The sequence below is a fragment of the Xanthobacter pollutisoli genome (assembly GCF_040044995.1).
In the GTDB taxonomy this organism is placed as follows: Bacteria; Pseudomonadota; Alphaproteobacteria; order Rhizobiales; family Xanthobacteraceae; genus Xanthobacter.
Map to the genome: position 1 here is coordinate 370,532 of NZ_JBDZDP010000002.1, position 16,124 is coordinate 386,655.

General features: G+C 69.1%; 13 protein-coding genes. 9 read left to right on the forward strand and 4 right to left on the reverse strand.

Annotation, left to right across the window (positions count from 1 at the left end):
- Positions 1-100: 100 nt before the first annotated feature.
- The 3 genes from ABLE93_RS07125 (at position 101) to ABLE93_RS07135 (ending at position 4,894) form a co-directional block, all read left to right on the forward strand.
- Complete coding sequence (locus ABLE93_RS07125; protein WP_348838955.1) at positions 101-2,896, forward strand: valine--tRNA ligase; 2,796 nt, start codon at positions 101-103, stop codon at positions 2,894-2,896.
- Positions 2,896-3,594: a DUF2459 domain-containing protein gene (locus ABLE93_RS07130; RefSeq protein WP_348838956.1), complete on the forward strand. Its 699-nt coding sequence runs from the start codon at positions 2,896-2,898 to the stop codon at positions 3,592-3,594. The genes ABLE93_RS07125 and ABLE93_RS07130 overlap by 1 nt, the downstream gene beginning before the upstream one ends.
- Before the next feature lie 445 nt (positions 3,595-4,039).
- Entirely contained in the window at positions 4,040-4,894 is an 855-nt protein-coding gene (locus tag ABLE93_RS07135; protein WP_510182999.1) for a tetratricopeptide repeat protein, read from the forward strand.
- Positions 4,895-4,931: 37 nt separating this feature from the next.
- Here ABLE93_RS07135 and ABLE93_RS07140 read toward each other — a convergent pair whose 3' ends face one another.
- Both ABLE93_RS07140 and xth read right to left on the reverse strand, forming a co-directional pair.
- Positions 4,932-5,348 carry a GFA family protein gene (locus ABLE93_RS07140; RefSeq protein ID WP_348838958.1) on the reverse strand — a complete coding sequence of 139 codons (417 nt, stop codon included), beginning with the start codon at positions 5,346-5,348 and terminating at the stop codon, positions 4,932-4,934.
- Between the two features lie 4 nt (positions 5,349-5,352).
- Positions 5,353-6,141, reverse strand: coding sequence for an exodeoxyribonuclease III (gene xth / locus ABLE93_RS07145; RefSeq protein ID WP_348838959.1), 789 nt, complete (start codon positions 6,139-6,141; stop codon positions 5,353-5,355).
- A gap of 191 nt (positions 6,142-6,332) precedes the next feature.
- On the opposite strand from xth, the gene ABLE93_RS07150 reads away from it, so the two are divergent.
- Together ABLE93_RS07150 and ABLE93_RS07155 are read left to right on the forward strand one after the other, a co-directional pair.
- Positions 6,333-7,739, forward strand: coding sequence for an MBOAT family O-acyltransferase (locus ABLE93_RS07150; RefSeq protein ID WP_348838960.1), 1,407 nt, complete (start codon positions 6,333-6,335; stop codon positions 7,737-7,739).
- A gap of 10 nt (positions 7,740-7,749) precedes the next feature.
- The gene (locus ABLE93_RS07155) at positions 7,750-8,916 is read left to right on the forward strand and encodes an alginate O-acetyltransferase AlgX-related protein (protein WP_348838961.1); all 1,167 of its coding nucleotides are present in this window, start codon (positions 7,750-7,752) and stop codon (positions 8,914-8,916) included.
- 63 nt (positions 8,917-8,979) lie between these two features.
- On the opposite strand, the gene ABLE93_RS07160 is transcribed toward ABLE93_RS07155, so the two are convergent.
- Positions 8,980-9,354, reverse strand: coding sequence for a HesB/IscA family protein (locus ABLE93_RS07160; RefSeq protein WP_348838962.1), 375 nt, complete (start codon positions 9,352-9,354; stop codon positions 8,980-8,982).
- Positions 9,355-9,493: 139 nt separating this feature from the next.
- On the opposite strand from ABLE93_RS07160, the gene ABLE93_RS07165 reads away from it, so the two are divergent.
- From ABLE93_RS07165 to ABLE93_RS07175, 3 genes are all read left to right on the forward strand, one after another.
- Positions 9,494-10,699: a deoxyguanosinetriphosphate triphosphohydrolase gene (locus tag ABLE93_RS07165; protein WP_348838963.1), complete on the forward strand. Its 1,206-nt coding sequence runs from the start codon at positions 9,494-9,496 to the stop codon at positions 10,697-10,699.
- A gap of 35 nt (positions 10,700-10,734) precedes the next feature.
- Positions 10,735-12,495 carry an arginine--tRNA ligase gene (argS, locus tag ABLE93_RS07170; protein WP_348838964.1) on the forward strand — a complete coding sequence of 587 codons (1,761 nt, stop codon included), beginning with the start codon at positions 10,735-10,737 and terminating at the stop codon, positions 12,493-12,495.
- 103 nt (positions 12,496-12,598) lie between these two features.
- The gene (locus ABLE93_RS07175) at positions 12,599-14,311 is read left to right on the forward strand and encodes an SPOR domain-containing protein (protein WP_348838966.1); all 1,713 of its coding nucleotides are present in this window, start codon (positions 12,599-12,601) and stop codon (positions 14,309-14,311) included.
- A 67-nt stretch (positions 14,312-14,378) separates the two neighbouring features.
- Here ABLE93_RS07175 and ABLE93_RS07180 read toward each other — a convergent pair whose 3' ends face one another.
- The gene (locus tag ABLE93_RS07180) at positions 14,379-15,269 is read right to left on the reverse strand and encodes an ATP-binding protein (RefSeq protein ID WP_510182984.1); all 891 of its coding nucleotides are present in this window, start codon (positions 15,267-15,269) and stop codon (positions 14,379-14,381) included.
- Between the two features lie 210 nt (positions 15,270-15,479).
- On the opposite strand from ABLE93_RS07180, the gene ABLE93_RS07185 reads away from it, so the two are divergent.
- Positions 15,480-16,124, forward strand: a complete 645-nt coding sequence (locus ABLE93_RS07185; RefSeq protein WP_348838968.1) for a hypothetical protein — start codon at positions 15,480-15,482, stop codon at positions 16,122-16,124.

Sequence of the window (16,124 nt, forward strand, 5' to 3'; positions counted from 1 at the left end):
GGCTTTAACGCGCGCAGACCTGTCCCGTCCACGGCGGACGCGGAGCCGGGTCCGGCGCGGAGCGCCGGCCCAGGCCGAGCGCATCCGCGGAGCCTCGTTCATGCTGGAAAAAGTCTTCGATCCCGCCGCCGTCGAAGAGCGTATCGCCGGGGCCTGGGAGCAGGCCGGCGCCTTCCGCTGCGGCCGTCCGGACCGCAAGGACGCCGAAGGCTTCTCCATCGTCATTCCGCCGCCCAACGTCACCGGCTCCCTGCACATGGGCCACGCGCTCAACAATACGCTGCAGGACGTGCTGGCGCGGTTCGAGCGCATGCGCGGCAAGGACGTGCTGTGGCAGCCGGGCACCGACCATGCGGGCATCGCCACCCAGATGGTGGTGGAGCGCCAGCTCATGCAGCAGCAGCTCCCGGGCCGCCGCGACATGGGCCGCGACGCCTTCATCGAGAAGGTGTGGGCGTGGAAGGCCGAATCCGGCGGCACCATCGTCAACCAGCTGAAGAAGCTCGGCGCGTCCTGCGACTGGTCGCGCGAGCGGTTCACGATGGACGAGGGGCTGTCCCGCGCCGTCCTCAAGGTGTTCGTTCAGCTCTATCGCGAGGGACTGATCTACAAGGACAAGCGCCTCGTCAACTGGGACCCCAAGCTCATCACCGCCATCTCCGACCTCGAGGTGGTGCAGGTGGAGGTGAAGGGCAATCTCTGGCACCTGCGCTACGCCATCGAGGGCGAGAAGGACCGCTTCATCGTGGTGGCCACCACGCGGCCCGAGACCATGCTCGGCGACACGGCGGTGGCGGTGCATCCCGACGACGAGCGCTATGCCGATCTCATCGGCAAGCACGTGGTGCTGCCTCTGGTGGGCCGGCGCATCCCCATCGTTGCGGACGAATATTCCGACCCCGAGAAGGGCTCGGGCGCGGTGAAGATCACGCCGGCACATGATTTCAACGACTTCGAGGTGGGCAAGCGGCATCACCTGCCGATGATCAACGTGCTCGACGCCGAGGCGCGGATCGACCCGCAGGGCATCCTCGACGATTACGCCGAGCGGCCCGAGGCCTATGGGGATTCGCCCGATGCCGCCGGCATCCTTTCCCACCTGAAGGGCATGGACCGCTTCGCCGCGCGCAAGCAGATCGTCGAGCTTCTGACCTCGCTGGAGCTGCTGGAGAAGATCGAGCCGCACCCGCACATGGTGCCCCATGGCGACCGCTCCAACGTGGTCATCGAGCCCTGGCTTACCGATCAGTGGTACGTCGACGCCAAGACCCTCGCCCAGCCGGCCCTCGCTGCCGTGCGGGAGGGGCGAACGATCTTCGTGCCGAAGAACTGGGAGAAGACCTATTTCGAGTGGCTGGAGAACATCCAGCCTTGGTGCATCTCGCGGCAATTGTGGTGGGGCCACCAGATCCCGGCCTGGTACGACCCGTTCGGCAACGTCTTCGTCGCCGAGGATGCGGACGCCGCCTTCGAGGAGGCGCTGGCCCACAACGTAGGCAACGAGACCCTCTCCCCCGACGAGGCGCAGGCGCTCATCGACGACGCCGACAAGCGGGCCCAATTTCTCACCCGTGACGAGGACGTGCTCGATACCTGGTTCTCTTCCGCCTTGTGGCCGTTCTCCACCATGGGCTGGCCGAACGAGACCGACGAGCTGAAGAAGTTCTACCCCACCTCCGTGCTGGTGACGGGCTTCGACATCATCTTCTTCTGGGTCGCCCGGATGATGATGATGGGCCTGCACTTCATGGACGGCGAGGTGCCGTTCAAGGACGTCTACATCCACGCCCTCGTCCGAGACGAGAAGGGCGCCAAGATGTCGAAGTCCAAGGGCAACGTCATCGACCCCCTGGACCTCGTGGAGAAATACGGCGCCGATGCCCTGCGCTTCACCCTGGCCGCCATGGCGGCGCAGGGGCGCGACATCAAGCTCGCCACCTCCCGCGTCGAGGGCTACCGCAACTTCGCGACCAAGCTCTGGAACGCCGTGCGCTTCGCCCAGATGAACGGCTGCGTGCGCGCCGAGGGCTTCGATCCGGCGAAGGTGGAGGGCACGCTGAACCGCTGGATTATCGGCGAGGCGGCCCGCGCCAGCGCCGAGGTCAGCGAGGCGATCCTCGCCTACCGGTTCAACGAGGCGGCCGGCGCGGTCTACCGCTTCATCTGGAACGTGGTGTGCGACTGGCACCTGGAGCTGGCGAAGCCGGTCCTCTCCGGTCCCGACGGCGCCGCCAAGGACGAGACCCGCGCCGCCACCGCCTATGTGCTGGATGTGGCCATGGCGCTGCTGCACCCCTTCATGCCCTTCCTCACCGAGGAATTGTGGGCGGAGACCGGCAAGGAGGGGCCGCCCCGCCGCGGCCTGCTCGCGCTGGCGCCGTGGCCGGACCTCGCCGGCCTGGAAGCCCCCGACGCCGAGGCCGAGGTGGGCTGGGTGGTGGACCTCGTCACCGAGATCCGCTCGGTCCGCGCCGAGATGAATGTGCCGGCCGGCGCCCAGGTGCCCCTCGTGCTGGTGGAGCCCGGGCCGCAGACCACCGCCCGCGCCGCGGCGTGGGACGATGCCATCCGCCGGCTCGCCCGCATCTCCGACGTCACCATCGCCGCCACCATGCCGGCCGAGGCGGTGCAGATGGTGGTGCGCGGCGAGGTGGCGGCACTGCCGCTCGCCGGCGTGGTGGACCTCGCCGCCGAGCTCGTCCGCCTGCGCAAGGAAGAAGGCAAGCTGGAACAGGAAGTGGCCCGCATCGACGCCAAGCTCTCCAACGAGAGCTTCGTCGCCCGCGCCCCCGAGGAGGTGGTGGAGGCCGAGCGCGAGAAGCGCGAGGAGTACCTCCTGCGCAAGGAGAAGGTCCGGGCCGCCATCGGCCAGCTCTCCGGCAGCCCGGCGGCGTGATGCGGCGGGCGGCCCTCGCGCTCTGCGGGGTGCTGGCCGCCATCGCTCTGCTGTTCCTCATCACCGACCTGCCGGGAGACCGGGGCAACCGGCCGCCCCTGCCGCACGACGTGCCGGTGATGGTGGTGGACCACGGCTATCACGCCGGCCTGGTGCTGCCGCGGGCGCTCCTCGCCGCGCGGGCGCAGGCGCTGGGGCTGGCGCGCCTCGCTGCCGCCCTAAGCCCCTTCGTCGCTTATGACCATGTGGAGATCGGCTGGGGCGACGAGGGCTTCTACCGGAACGTCCCGAGCCTGTCCGTCGCGACCCTGCCCCAGGCGCTGCGTGCCCTGTTCGCCAGCGGCAACGGCTCGGTGCTGCACGTGGTGGGCGTCGCCGGTGATCCCGCCGCCTATTTCGCCCGCTCCGACCGGCTGCGCCTCGACCTCCCACCCGAGGGATTCGACAAGACGGCGGCGTCCATCGACGCCACACTTGCCACCGGTCCCGCCGGGCCGGTGGAGGCGCTGGGGCCGGGGCTCTACGGGCCGAGCCTCTTCTTCCGCGCCGTCGGCGACTACCACCTGATGCGCAACTGCAACCACTGGATCGCCCGCACGGTGAACGCCGCGGGACGGCGGGTCTCGCTTGCGGCGGCGACCGTCTCGGCGGGCCTCATGGCGGACTTGCGCCTGCGCGGCGGCGCGGTCACGCCCTGATCACGGCGGCGCGATTCCCGCTCAAGCATTTGTGACAGAGAAGCCACACTGCGAATCCTTCGGATCGCCAGCCCTCCCCGGCGCCCCAAACGCCGCGAACTCGCCACAAAACGTTACGAAACCAGAAGCCAACGCGCGGCGGTGAGCGTAGCCCGGAAAGTGTTTCCGGACGCCGCGCCTAAGGTGGGTCCTGATGGACGGACGTTGCAGCAAGCGAGCGAAGACGCCGGGGGGCGTGATCGGTCTTCGCTCCAAAGTTCGCGGGAAAGCACGCCCAATCGGCGCCGCGCCTCGGCCTTTCCTCGGCCCCGATATTGCCGCCGCGCGCGGGCATCTTCCCGGCATCATGAATTCGGGTGCAGCACAACAGGAACTGATCTTCCGGCCGGTCCGCCGCTCCGTGCGGGCGGGCCGTGGCGGCCGTCCGTCCGGTGCCCGCGGATCGATGGTGCTGGCCGGCGTACTGGCGTCCCTTGTGGGCGCCTGCCTGACCATGCCGGTGGCGCAGGCCTTCGACGGCACCGCACAGGCCCTCCAGCCCTACGAGATGCAGCCCCTGACCCCGCCCGCCAACGTGCCGCTCGCGCCCGCCGTGCGGCCGGTGGATGAGGCCTTCCGCACCGGGGCGCAGGCGCTGCGCGCCGGCCAGACCGCCAAGGGCATCGACGCTCTGGGCTATGCCGCCGCGCAAGGCCACGCCATTGCGCAATGGAAGCTCGGTCGCATCTATGCGGACGGCGACGGGGTGAAGCGGGACGACGCCAAGGCGTTCGACTATTTCCAGAAGATCGCCAACACCCATGCCGAGGACTATCCCGGCACCGCGCAATCGCGCTTTGTCGCCAACGCCTTCGTGGCGCTCGGCTCCTATTATCTCGTGGGCATTCCGTCCGCTGGCGTGAAGCGCGACCCCTCGCGGGCGCGGGACATGTTCTCGTATGCCGCCTCCTATTTCGGCGACGCGGACGGGCAGTACCAGCTGGGCAAGCTCTATCTCGATGGCGTCGGCGGCCCGCGCGACGCGCGCAACGCCGGTCGCTGGCTGACGCTGGCGGCGCAGAAGGGCCAGTTCGAGGCCCAGGCGGTGCTCGGCCAGCTGCTGTTCCGCGGCGACGAGGGCGTGCCCCGGCAGCCGGCCCGTGGCCTCATGTGGCTGACCCTCGCCCGCGACGCGGCTGTGCGCCCCTCCGACAAATGGGTGGTGACGCTCCAGGAGCAGGCGTTCGCCGAGGCGACGCCCGACGACCGCGAAAAGGCCCTGACCTATCTCGAAAGCTGGCTGAAGACGGCCAAGCGCTGAATCGGAATCGCTGAACCGGAATCGCGGAGCCGGGACTTCAGGTCTCATCCGGCCGTTCGGCCGGATGCCGCGGCAGGGTCGCGCCAAGCCCCTCGCTCATGTCGAGGGCCGACTGCGTCCAGATATGATGGGTGGGAATGAGCGCGTCGGGCACATCGAGCGTGCCGAGCGTCACGTCCACGTCCTCCTCCCGCGCCATGTCGAAGGCGATGGGGCTGCCGCAGCTGCCGCAGAACAGCCGCCGCACCCCCGGCGACGACTCATAGACCGATGGGGTGCCGGCTGTGATCTCGAAATCCGGCCGCGCCACGCTCGCCCAGGGCAAAGCGGCAGAGCCGGACGCGCGCCGGCACATGGTGCAGTGGCACCAATAGGCGCTCTTTACCCCGCGCAGCCGATACCTGAGGCGACCACACAGGCAGCCTCCGTCCAGAAGGGCAGGGGACTCGGCCACCTGTTCAGGCCGCAATGGAGAAATCGGCCCAGACCGGCACATGGTCCGAGGGCTTCTCCCAGGCCCGCACGTGCTTGTCCACTCCGGTGGCGATCAGGCGGTCGGCGGCCTGCGGCGACAGCAGCAGATGGTCGATGCGGATGCCGAGGTTCCGCTGCCAGGCGCCCGCCTGATAATCCCAGAAGGTGTAGAGCCCGCCCGCATCGGAGGTGGCGCGCAGCGCATCCGTCAGGCCGAGATGGATCAGGTCGCGGAAGGCGGTGCGCGTCGGCGGCAGGAACAGGGCGTCGTTGACCCAGGCGGCGGGCTCGGCCGCGTCGCGCGGCGCCGGGATGACGTTGAAGTCGCCGGCCAGCACCAGCGGCTCCTCCAGCTTCAGCCGGTCCGCGGTGAAGGCGGCAAGGCGCTCCATGAACCCGAGCTTGTAGGGATATTTGGGCGTATCGGGCGGGTTGCCGTTGGGCAGATAGATGCAGGCGACCCGCACCACGCCGCCCTTCACCGATACCACCGCCTCGATGAAGCGGGCCTGCTCGTCGCCGTCGTCGCCGGCGAGCCCGTGGTTCACGTCCTCCAGCGGCAGGCGCGACAGCAAGGCGACGCCATTGAAGCCCTTCTGGCCGTGGACGGTGACGTTGTAGCCCAGCTGCTCGAAGGCCTCCTTGGGGAAGGCCTCGCTCTGGCACTTGATCTCCTGCAGGCAGACCACGTCCGGCCGGCTCTCGCCGAGCCAGCGCACCGCATGGTCGAGACGCTGGCGGATGGAATTAACGTTCCAGGTGGCGATGCGCATGGCGGGCGGGCTCCTTCGTCCGGGAGGATACGCGGCACGGCACCGGAGGCAACACGCAGCAGGAGATTGCCGGTGGGTCCGCGCGCCCGAGGGCAACGCGTTGCTACGCTTCGCCTTCAGCCCCAAAGGCTTGCGTCTGCGGGCAAAGAATGGCAGGAACGCCCGTTGACATCCTCAGGCGGCCGGGCGGCATGACCTTCGCGTCCATCGAATTCCTATTCTATTTCTTTCCGCTCTTCCTCATCGCCTATTTCTCCGCGAAGACCATTACCACGCGGAACTACATCTTCCTCGCCTTCTCCCTTGTCTTCTATGCGGCCGGCTATACGCCGCACATCCTGCTGCTGCTCGGCTCGGTTGCGGCGAACTTCTTCCTCGCCAAGGCCATCGACGCGCGCGAGGGGCCGGCGCGGGTGCGGGTGCTGGGTTGGGGCGTCGCCTTCAACCTCGTCCTGCTGGGCGTGTTCAAATACACCGGCTTCCTGGTGGAGAATCTGAACGCGCTGGTGGAGCCCATGGGGCTCGAAGTGCCGGTGCCGCAGATCGCGCTGCCGCTCGGCATCTCCTTCTATTCCTTCCACGCCATTTCCTACCTCGCCGACATCTACAAGCGGAAGGTCCACGCCAACCGGGATCCCGCCCAGTTCGCCCTCTACATGTGCATGTTCCCTCAGCTCGTGGCGGGCCCCATCGTGCGCTATGCCACGGTGGCGCGGCAGCTCTCCGAGCGGCGGGTGACCATGGCGCGCTTCTCGGCCGGGGCGCGCCTGTTCGTCATCGGGCTCGCCTGGAAGGTGCTGATCGCCGACGAGGTGGCGCGCCTCGTGGACGGGGTGTTCGGCACCACCACGCACCCGACCTTCGTGGAGGCGTGGCTCGGCCTCTACGCCTATACGGTGCAGATCTATTTCGACTTCGCCGGCTATTCCACCATGGCGGTGGGCCTCGGCATCATGGTGGGCTTCGCGCTGCCGCGGAATTTCCGCCTGCCCTACGCCTCCCACTCCATCACCGAATTCTGGCGCCGCTGGCACATGAGCCTGTCGGCCTTCCTGCGCGACTATCTCTACATCCCGCTGGGCGGCAACCGGCGGGGCGAGCTGCGCACCTACATCAATCTCTCGGCCGTCTTCCTGCTCTGCGGCCTGTGGCACGGGGCGAGCTGGAATTTCGTGATCTGGGGCGCCCACCACGGCGCCTTCCTCATCATCGAGCGGGCCTTCCTCGGCCGCTGGCTGAAGCGCGCGCCGGGGGTGGTGTCCCATTTCTACACCGTGCTGGTGGTGATGCTGGGCTGGGTCTGGTTCCGCGCCGACAGCTTCCCGGGCGCCATCGACATGTTCCATGGCCTCGTCGGTCTCAACGGCTTCAGCCGCGCCTCCATGGCGCTCGGCTTCGGGCTGACGCCGCTGGCGATCCTCGCCCTCGTCGCCGGCGGGCTCATCGGCTTCTTCCGCTGGCCGCGCTGGCAGCTGCTGTCGGGGGAGGGGGCGCTGGCGCGGGTGGCGGATTTCGCCTTCGTGGCCGCGCTGATGCTGGTGAGCGTCGCATGGGTTGGCGGCACCACCGCCACCCCGTTCCTCTATTACCGGTTCTGAGGGAGGCATCGTGACCCTGCTCTCCCGCCACCGCCGCTATCTCGGCCTCATGGTCGCCGGCCTGTTCGGCTTCCTGTTGCTGTCGAACGTCATTCCCGATCCCGTTGCGAGCGGGAACTGGCGGACGAAAATTCCCGCCGATTGGCCGCTGGACCGCAAGATGAACCTGTGGCTGCGCAACATCGGCGGCTACATGCAGGACAATTTCGGCTTCCGCGCCACGCTCCCGGTGCTCCGACGGCAGATTCGCGCAGCGCTCGGCTCGCCGGACAGCCGCCCCTTCTATGCCGGCCGTGACGGACATCTCTTCTGGGGCCGCGAGCAGACGCCCGCCCAATCGGCCGGTGCACTGGTGCGCGCTGCCAATGTGGAGCGCTTCGTCACCATGATCGGTGAGATGCAGCGCGTGCTCGCGCCCAGGGGCACCAGGATCGTGGTGGCTATCCCGCCCAACGCCCAGTCGGTGGAGTTGGAGGCGCTGCCGGCCTGGAACGACCTTCTCGCCTATTCCACCACCGAATACGACCTGGCGCTGGCAGGGCTCAGGGCGGAGGGCGTCACCATCGTCGATCTGCGGCCGCTGCTGAAGGCAAGCCCGCGGCCGCGCTATCTCCTCACCGACACCCATTGGAACGCCCGCTCCAGCGTGCTGGCCTTCAATGCGGTGATGCAGGCGGCGGGGCATCCCGACTGGGCGGTGAACCCGCTCGAAGTGGTCGGCCCGCCCATGCCCGTCGCCCGGGGCGATCTGCTGCGCAGCGCCCGCATGCCGCCGGAGGTGAAGGAAGAGAATTTCCGCCTCGTCATTCCCGACAAGGCGTCGAAGGTCCGCTTCGATCCGGCGCTGCGGCACACCAACGAGCACCCGGCCTTCAAGTCGGTGGTGCGCGACTATGCGCCGACCGGCCTGAAGGTGCTGGTGATGGGCGATTCCTTTACCGCCAGCGTGTGGCCGCGGCTGTTCGTGAACGCGCCGGTGAAGGAGGTGGCCTGGATCCACGCCTCGGCCCGCGTCACCGGCAATTGCGACTTCAATTTCGACGATGTGAAGCGCTACGCGCCCGATCTCATCATCTATGCCCGCACCGAGCGGTTCTTCCCCTGCTACGGCGACGACTGGCCCACGGGCCTGCCGCGCCCCTGGCGCAACGCGGTGCCGCACAACGTGGCGCCCTGAGCGGACACGCCGAAACGCTCCCCCGCGGGCGGGAGAGCGGCGAAACCGGCGGACAGCTTTGGCTCAGACGCCGAAGCTCGATCCGCAGCCGCACTTGGCGGTGGCCATGGGGTTCGAGATCTTGAAGGCGGAACCCATCAGGTCGGCCTTGTAATCGAGCTGGGAGCCCTTGATGTAGTCCAGCGACAGGCGGTCCACGACCACCTTGGCGCCTTCCTTCTCGATGACGAGGTCGTCCTCGGTCTGCTCGGTCGTCACATCATACTTGTAGGAAAAGCCGGAGCAGCCGCCGCCTTCGACGCTGATGCGCAGGAAGGTGCCCTGGGGCTCGGAGGAGAGGATCTGGCCGATGCGGCGAGCGGCCGCGTCGGTGACGATGAACTCCACCTCGGCGACGGGGGCGTCGGCGGGAACGGTCGGGGCGAGGGAGGTTTCCATGGTATCGACTTTACGAATTGAAGCTGGCAATGGCCTCTAAGGTAAGTCCATCCGCCCCCGATTTAAAGGGCGTGCGGCGCAATAAGCTCGGCCGGCCGCGCCAAGGCACGGCACAGGCCGGCAAAACGGGAGGCGATTGATGGCGGTGAGCGGCGCACGGGCCCGCGTGGACTGGGCCTGCGATGCCGAGCGGACGCGCGGTCGCCTGGTGAACGAGCCGGAGATGCCGCCCCGCAGCCCGTTCCGGCGCGACTGCGACCGCATCATCCATTCCACCGCCTTTCGCCGCCTCAAGCAGAAGACGCAGGTCTTCGTCTTCAACGAGGGTGACCATTACCGCACCCGCCTCACCCATACGCTGGAGGTGGTGCAGGTGGCGCGCTCCATCGCCCGGGCGCTGGGTCTGGACGAGGACCTCGCCGAGGCGCTGGCCCTCGCGCACGATCTCGGCCATCCTCCCTTCGCCCATGCCGGCGAGCGGGCGCTCGACGCCTGCATGGCGGGGCAGGGGGGCTTCGACCACAACGCCCAGTCGCTGAGGGTCGTCACCCGCATCGAGCGGCGCTACGCCGCCTTCGACGGCCTCAACCTCAGCTGGGAGACCCTGGAAGGCATCGCCAAGCACAACGGGCCGCTGACCGATCGCGCCGGCAACGGCATCGGCCGCTATCGCGACGGCCTGCCCCACGCCATCCGCGCCCATACCGCCTTGCAGGATCTGGAATTGTGGAGCCACGCCTCGGCCGAGGCGCAGGTTGCCGCCATCTCCGACGACATCGCCTATGACGTGCACGACCTCGACGACGGGCTGCGCGCCCGCATGTTCACGCTGGACGACATCGCCGGCCTGCCGTTGGTGGGCGAGGCATTGGGCGAGGTCCGCGCCCGCTATGCGGCCCTCGACGTGCCGCGCACGGTGAACGAGGTGCTGCGGCGGGTCATCACCTGCCTCATCGAGGACGTGGTGGAGGAGAGCGGGCGGATCGCCCAGGAGGCCGGCGTGGCCTGCGCCGACGATGTCCGCGCCCTGGGCCGGCCCGTCATCGCCTTCTCCGACGGCATGCGGCAGAAGGAAAAGGCGCTGAAGGGCTTCCTCTTTCCCCGCATGTACCGGCATGAGCGGGTCAACCGCATCATGACGGACGCGCAGCAGGTGCTGCGCGACCTCTTCGCCCATTTCATCGCCCGGCCGCAGGACATGCCCGCCTCCTGGCACGACGACCTCGAAGGCCTCGGCGAGGCCCGCCTCGCGCGGCGGGTGTGCGATTACATCGCCGGCATGACCGACCGCTACGCCCTCGACCAGCACGCCCGTTTCTTTGACTTGACGCCGGACTTGCGTTAGGCGCGCCGGCAACCAACCCGATCGGACCCCCTTCCATGAACGTCTACGCGATCTTCGCCGATCACGTCCGCGAAGCCGTCGCCGCCCTCGCCGCCGAGGGCCAGATCGGCGCCGGCCTCGAACTCGCCCGCGTGGTGGTGGAGCCCCCGCGCGATGCGAGCCACGGCGACCTCGCCACCAATGCGGCCATGGTGCTGGCGAAGGATGCCGGCACCAAGCCGCGCGACCTCGCCGAGAAGATCGCCGGCAAGCTCAGGGACGTGGCGGGCGTGGCGCGCGTGGAGGTGGCGGGCCCCGGCTTCATCAACATCGCCCTCGACACCGTCTTCTGGCCGCGGGTGCTGAAGGCGGCGCTCACCGCCGGGCTGGAGTTCGGCCGCTCCGATCTCGGGTCGGGCGAGAAGGTGAATGTGGAGTATGTCTCGGCCAACCCCACCGGCCCCATGCATGTGGGCCATTGCCGCGGCGCGGTGTTCGGCGACGCGCTGGCGCGGCTCCTCGCCTTCTCCGGCTTTGCAGTGACCAAGGAATATTACATCAACGACGCCGGGGCCCAGGTGGACGTGCTCGGCCGCTCCGTCTTCCTGCGCTACCGCGAGGCGGCGACGGGAGAGACGGCGGAGATCCCGGACGGGCTCTATCCCGGCGACTATCTGGTGCCGGTGGGCAAGGCGCTTGCCGAGATGCACGGCGGCGAATATCTCGCCGCGCCGGAGCACGAGTGGCTGCCGATCTTCCGCAGCTTCGCCATCGGCGCGATGATGGTGATGATCCGCGAGGACCTCGCCGCCCTTGGCATCGAGTTCGACGTGTTCTTCTCCGAGCGCTCCCTCTCCGTGGGCGCGGTGGACAAGGTGGGCGCCACCATCGAGGCGCTGCGCACCTCGGGCGAGGTCTATGAGGGCCGCCTGCCGCCGCCCAAGGGCGCGCCCATCGAGGATTGGGAGGACCGCGAGCAGACCCTGTTCCGCTCCACCGATTTCGGGGATGACGTGGACCGGCCGTTGAAGAAGTCCGACGGCAGCTACACCTACTTCGCCGGCGACATCGCCTATCACAAGGACAAGGTGGACCGCGGCTTCCTCAAGATGATCGACGTGTGGGGCGCCGATCACGGCGGCTACGTCAAGCGCATGCAGGCGGCGGTGAAGGCGGTATCCGCCGGTCGGGCGACGCTGGACGTGGAACTGATCCAGCTGGTGCGCCTGTTCCGCAATGGGGAGCCGGTGCGCATGTCCAAGCGCGCGGGCTCCTTCGTGACCCTGCGCGACGTGGTGGACGAGGTGGGTCGCGATGCGGTGCGGTTCATGATGCTGTTCCGCAAGAACGACGCGCCGCTGGACTTCGACCTCGCCAAGGTGATCGAGCAGTCCCGCGAGAACCCGGTGTTCTACGTGCAATATGCCCACGCCCGGGCCAAATCCATCCTGCGCAACGCGGCCGAGGCCTTTGCCGACCTGCCGGCGGCGCCGGAGGGATTCGCCGGTGCGGCGCTGGAGCGACTCGACGACGAGGGAGAGCTGACGCTGCTGCGGCGCATCGCCGGCTGGCCGCGCCTCGTGGAGCAGGCGGCGAGCGCCCGCGAGCCGCACCGCGTCTCGTTCTTCCTGCACGAACTGGCAAGCGAGTTCCACGGCCAGTGGAACCGGGGAAAAGACTTGCCACATTTACGCTTCATTATCGAGAATGATCGAGAGTTGACCTCGGCACGCTTGGCCCTGGTGCACGGCGTTGCCACGGTGCTCGCCTCGGGTCTCCGGGTCCTTGGGGTGGAGGCCGTCGACGAGATGAAATGATCGCTCGGCCGGAGCTCTCGTCCCGTGGCGGCCGAATAAGGGGCGGGTCCTGTCCGGTCCGCGCAAGCTGGCGAAGTGGGCGGCGACAACACATCGAGGCGACATGGTCGACGAAAGCAGGTTCCGCTACCGGCGAAACGAAGGTGCCGCGGAGGGCGGAGCGCGCCCCCGCACCGCCCCGGCCGCGGCGGCGACTGGTGACGATCCCCTGGCCGAGCTCGCGCGGCTCATCGGCGACGACGACCCCTTTGACGATTTTGCCGGTCTTGAGCCCGAGCAGGCGCCCCAGGCGGCTGACCCACGCCGCTCGGCGGCGGCCCAGCGCTATGCGCCGCCGCCCGCGCCCCGTCCGGCCCAGCCCGCGCCCCAGCCAATTGCTGCCCAGCCGGTGCGCCAGCTTCAGCCGCCGCGCCCGTTCGAGCCCGCGCGCGACGCCCAGCCCTATCTCCAGCCGGGCCGCACCCCGGCGCCCACGGCTGCCGCGGGCTATGATGACGAAGACGATGACGGCGAGTGGGATCCGCGTCCCGCCCAGATCGCCCCGTCACGCGCGCCCGCCCGGATGGACGGCGTTCGGGCCGCCCCGCAGCAGGGCAATTACGCAAGCCCCCCGCAGCCGCTCGTTCCCGCCGGCAGGCCGGCCTATGCTCCGGCGCCCCAGCCCGCCCCCCGCGCGCCGGCCAACGACGTGCGCACCGGCTACGGCTCGCTGGCCCGCGACGCCAGCCGCGTCGCGCCGCAGCCCGCCCCGGCGGATGACGATTACGACGACGACGAATATGACGATCGCTACCCGCCGGCGCGCCACGCCGGTCAGGGCCATGCGCAGGATAAACGTGCCGCCCGCTATGCCGACGACGAGGAGGACGAGGCGGCCTACGCTTTCTCCGCTGCCCGCCGCGACGACGACAGCTATGATGAGTATGACGACGCCTACGATCCCGAGTACGCCGACGACGGCTACATGCCGCCCCACGGCGAGGATCTGTACGAGCCCGAGCCCCGCCGCCGGCGCGGCCGCCTCGCGCTGGTGCTCGGCGTCTCGGTGCTGGGCCTGGTGGTTGCCGGCGCTGCCGGTGTGTTCGCCTACAACATGGCCATCGGCAAATCGGGCGGCGGCCTGATGTCGTCCGGCGCGCCGCCGGTCATCAAGGCGGATTCGGCGCCGGCCAAGACCGCCTCCCCCACGCCGCCGGCCGACCCGGCGCCCAAGCTCAGCTATGACCGCGTGGGCGGTGCCACCGCCGCCAACGAGCGCATGGTGCCGCGGGAAGAGCAGCCGGTGGACGTGACCTCCGCCGCCCGCGCCCCGGCGGTGGACCCTGTGCCGTCCGCTCCGCAGCCCATGCAGGCGACCCAGAACCTCACCGAGCCGAAGAAGGTGCGCACCCTCACCGTCCGCGCTGACGGCAGCGTGACGCCCGGCGTTCCCACCAGCTCCGTCTCGGCCTATGCGCCGACCCAGAATCCCGTGCCCGTCGGCCTGCCGCAGCCCAATCCGGTGACCACCGTTCCGGCCGTCGCTCCGACCCAGACGGCCACGACCTCGCCCGCCGCCACCGCCGCCGGCACCTATGTGGTGCAGGTCGCATCCCAGCGCTCGGAAACCGACGCCATGGGATCGTGGAAGGCGCTGCAGACCAAGTATCCCAACCTGCTGGGCAACTACCGCGCCACGGTGAAGAAGGCGGATCTGGGCGACAAGGGCATCTATTACCGCGCCCAGGTCGGCCCCTTCGCCACCCGCGACCAAGCCAACGAGCTGTGCCAGTCCCTGCGCGCGCAGGGTGGCGATTGCGTCGTCAACAAGAACTGACGCGACGGCTGTCTTCCGCACCTGATGGAATCCGCATCCCCCGGCTGACCGGGGGATGCGCTCGCGCTCAGGCCGGCTTGAGGGTGACGCCGTGGCGTCCCGCCAGATCCTGCACGAACTGGAACGCCGTGCGCCCCGAACGCGAGCCGCGCGTGGTCGCCCATTCCAGCGCCAGCGGCCGCCATGCTTCCTCGGCCACCGGCAAGGCGTGGTGCGCCACATAGGCGGCCACCATGGCGAGATATTCGTCCTGGCTGCATTTGTGGAAGCCAAGCCACAGGCCGAAGCGATCGGAAAGCGAGACCTTTTCCTCCACCGCCTCGCCGGGGTTGATGGCGGTCGAGCGCTCGTTGTCCATCATGTCCCGCGGCAGCAGGTGGCGACGGTTGGACGTGGCGTAGAAGATGACGTTGTCCGGCCGCCCCTCGATGCCGCCTTCCAGCACCGCCTTCAGCGACTTGTAGGAGGTGTCGTCGGAATCGAACGAGAGGTCGTCGCAGAACACGATGAAACGGTGGGCCGAGCCGCGCACGAGCCCCATGAGCGCAGGCAGCGTCTCGATGTCCTCGCGGTGGATCTCCACCAGCTTGAGGCGCGGGCCGTCCTTCGGCGCGGTGCGGTTGATGGCGGCGTGGGCGGCCTTCACCAGCGAGCTCTTGCCCATGCCCCGCGCGCCCCAAAGAAGGGCATTGTTGGCCGGCAAGCCACGGGCGAAGCGCTCGGTATTCTCGACCAGCTGGTCGCGGACGCGGTCGATGCCCTGCAGCAGGTCCATCTCGACCCGGTTGACGCGCGGCACCGGCTCGAACCGCGTCGGCGCGGTGTGCCAGACGAAGGCGTCCGCCGCCTCGAAGTCGGGGGTCGGCACCTGCGGCGGGGCAAGGCGCTCCAGCGCGCCGGCGATGCGGGTGAGCAGGTCGTAGGTCGCGGTCGAAAGGTCCGGCTGTGTCATCGTCATCCTCCCGGGGCGGGGATTAGGCCGCGGCCGGGCCGCGGGCAAGCCGGCACCGCGCGCGTGTGGCACAAAAGCCATGCGGCCCGCGCATATGGCCGGTCGTGCCGCAGTGCAGCAATGCTGCCTTAACTTCTCCCCATCCATCCTCGAAACGGAAGACGCCGCCCGCGCGCGGCCCGTTGCGTCCGCCCACTGCCCCGGGAGGCCGAAGCCATGTCGACCCGTTCCGCTGTCCTGCGCCGCGCGGCGCTGCTCCCGGTGCTCGTCCTCGCCGTCGTGCCGGCCCGTGCCGAGGGCGAGGCCAAGCGCACGCTCAATGCCGACGGCACGGTCTCCATGACCTATGCGACGCCGGTGGACGAATACGGCGCGGTCATCGGCATCGACCTGTCCAAGGCCGCCGGAAGCGTCGCGCCTTCGGTGGTGCAGGGCGCCGGCGATCTCGGCGGCACGGCCTATGCGAAGGTCACGCTCGCGCACCTGCCCGACTGGATGGTGTGGGAGAAGGGCGCCGTGAACATCTCGGTGGATCCCAACGATGCGCACAGCAAGGTGGCCACCACCTTCTCGCGCGACATTCCGCTCTCCGGCGCGCTCGCCGCGACCCTCGCCGACAGCTACCAGATCGCCAACGGGTCCGAGGCGTGGGCGACCGACAAGTCGCTGAGCCTGAAGCTGAACGAGACGGGCACGACCTTCGCCATCGCCACGCGGGCGACCAGCGACACGCAGCAATTCCTGCCCAGCGTCAGCGCCCGCCAACAGCTGGCGGGCAATCTCAGCGTCACCGCCGCCATCGCGGACACCGGCTCGACGCTGAACCGCAGCATCACCGCCGGCTTCACCCATCGCTGGTGA

Excerpts from the sequence above, each read along its gene's own strand:
- ABLE93_RS07160 (WP_348838962.1), bottom strand. The coding sequence starts at position 9,354 with ATGGAAACCTCCCTCGCCCCGACCGTTCCCGCCGACGCCCCCGTCGCC.
- ABLE93_RS07125 (WP_348838955.1), top strand. The coding sequence starts at position 101 with ATGCTGGAAAAAGTCTTCGATCCCGCCGCCGTCGAAGAGCGTATCGCC.
- ABLE93_RS07135 (WP_510182999.1), top strand. The coding sequence starts at position 4,040 with ATGGTGCTGGCCGGCGTACTGGCGTCCCTTGTGGGCGCCTGCCTGACC.
- ABLE93_RS07185 (WP_348838968.1), top strand. The coding sequence starts at position 15,480 with ATGTCGACCCGTTCCGCTGTCCTGCGCCGCGCGGCGCTGCTCCCGGTG.
- xth (WP_348838959.1), bottom strand. The coding sequence starts at position 6,141 with ATGCGCATCGCCACCTGGAACGTTAATTCCATCCGCCAGCGTCTCGAC.
- argS (WP_348838964.1), top strand. The coding sequence starts at position 10,735 with ATGAACGTCTACGCGATCTTCGCCGATCACGTCCGCGAAGCCGTCGCC.
- ABLE93_RS07175 (WP_348838966.1), top strand. The coding sequence starts at position 12,599 with ATGGTCGACGAAAGCAGGTTCCGCTACCGGCGAAACGAAGGTGCCGCG.
- ABLE93_RS07150 (WP_348838960.1), top strand. The coding sequence starts at position 6,333 with ATGACCTTCGCGTCCATCGAATTCCTATTCTATTTCTTTCCGCTCTTC.
- ABLE93_RS07130 (WP_348838956.1), top strand. The coding sequence starts at position 2,896 with ATGCGGCGGGCGGCCCTCGCGCTCTGCGGGGTGCTGGCCGCCATCGCT.
- ABLE93_RS07180 (WP_510182984.1), bottom strand. The coding sequence starts at position 15,269 with ATGACGATGACACAGCCGGACCTTTCGACCGCGACCTACGACCTGCTC.
- ABLE93_RS07165 (WP_348838963.1), top strand. The coding sequence starts at position 9,494 with ATGGCGGTGAGCGGCGCACGGGCCCGCGTGGACTGGGCCTGCGATGCC.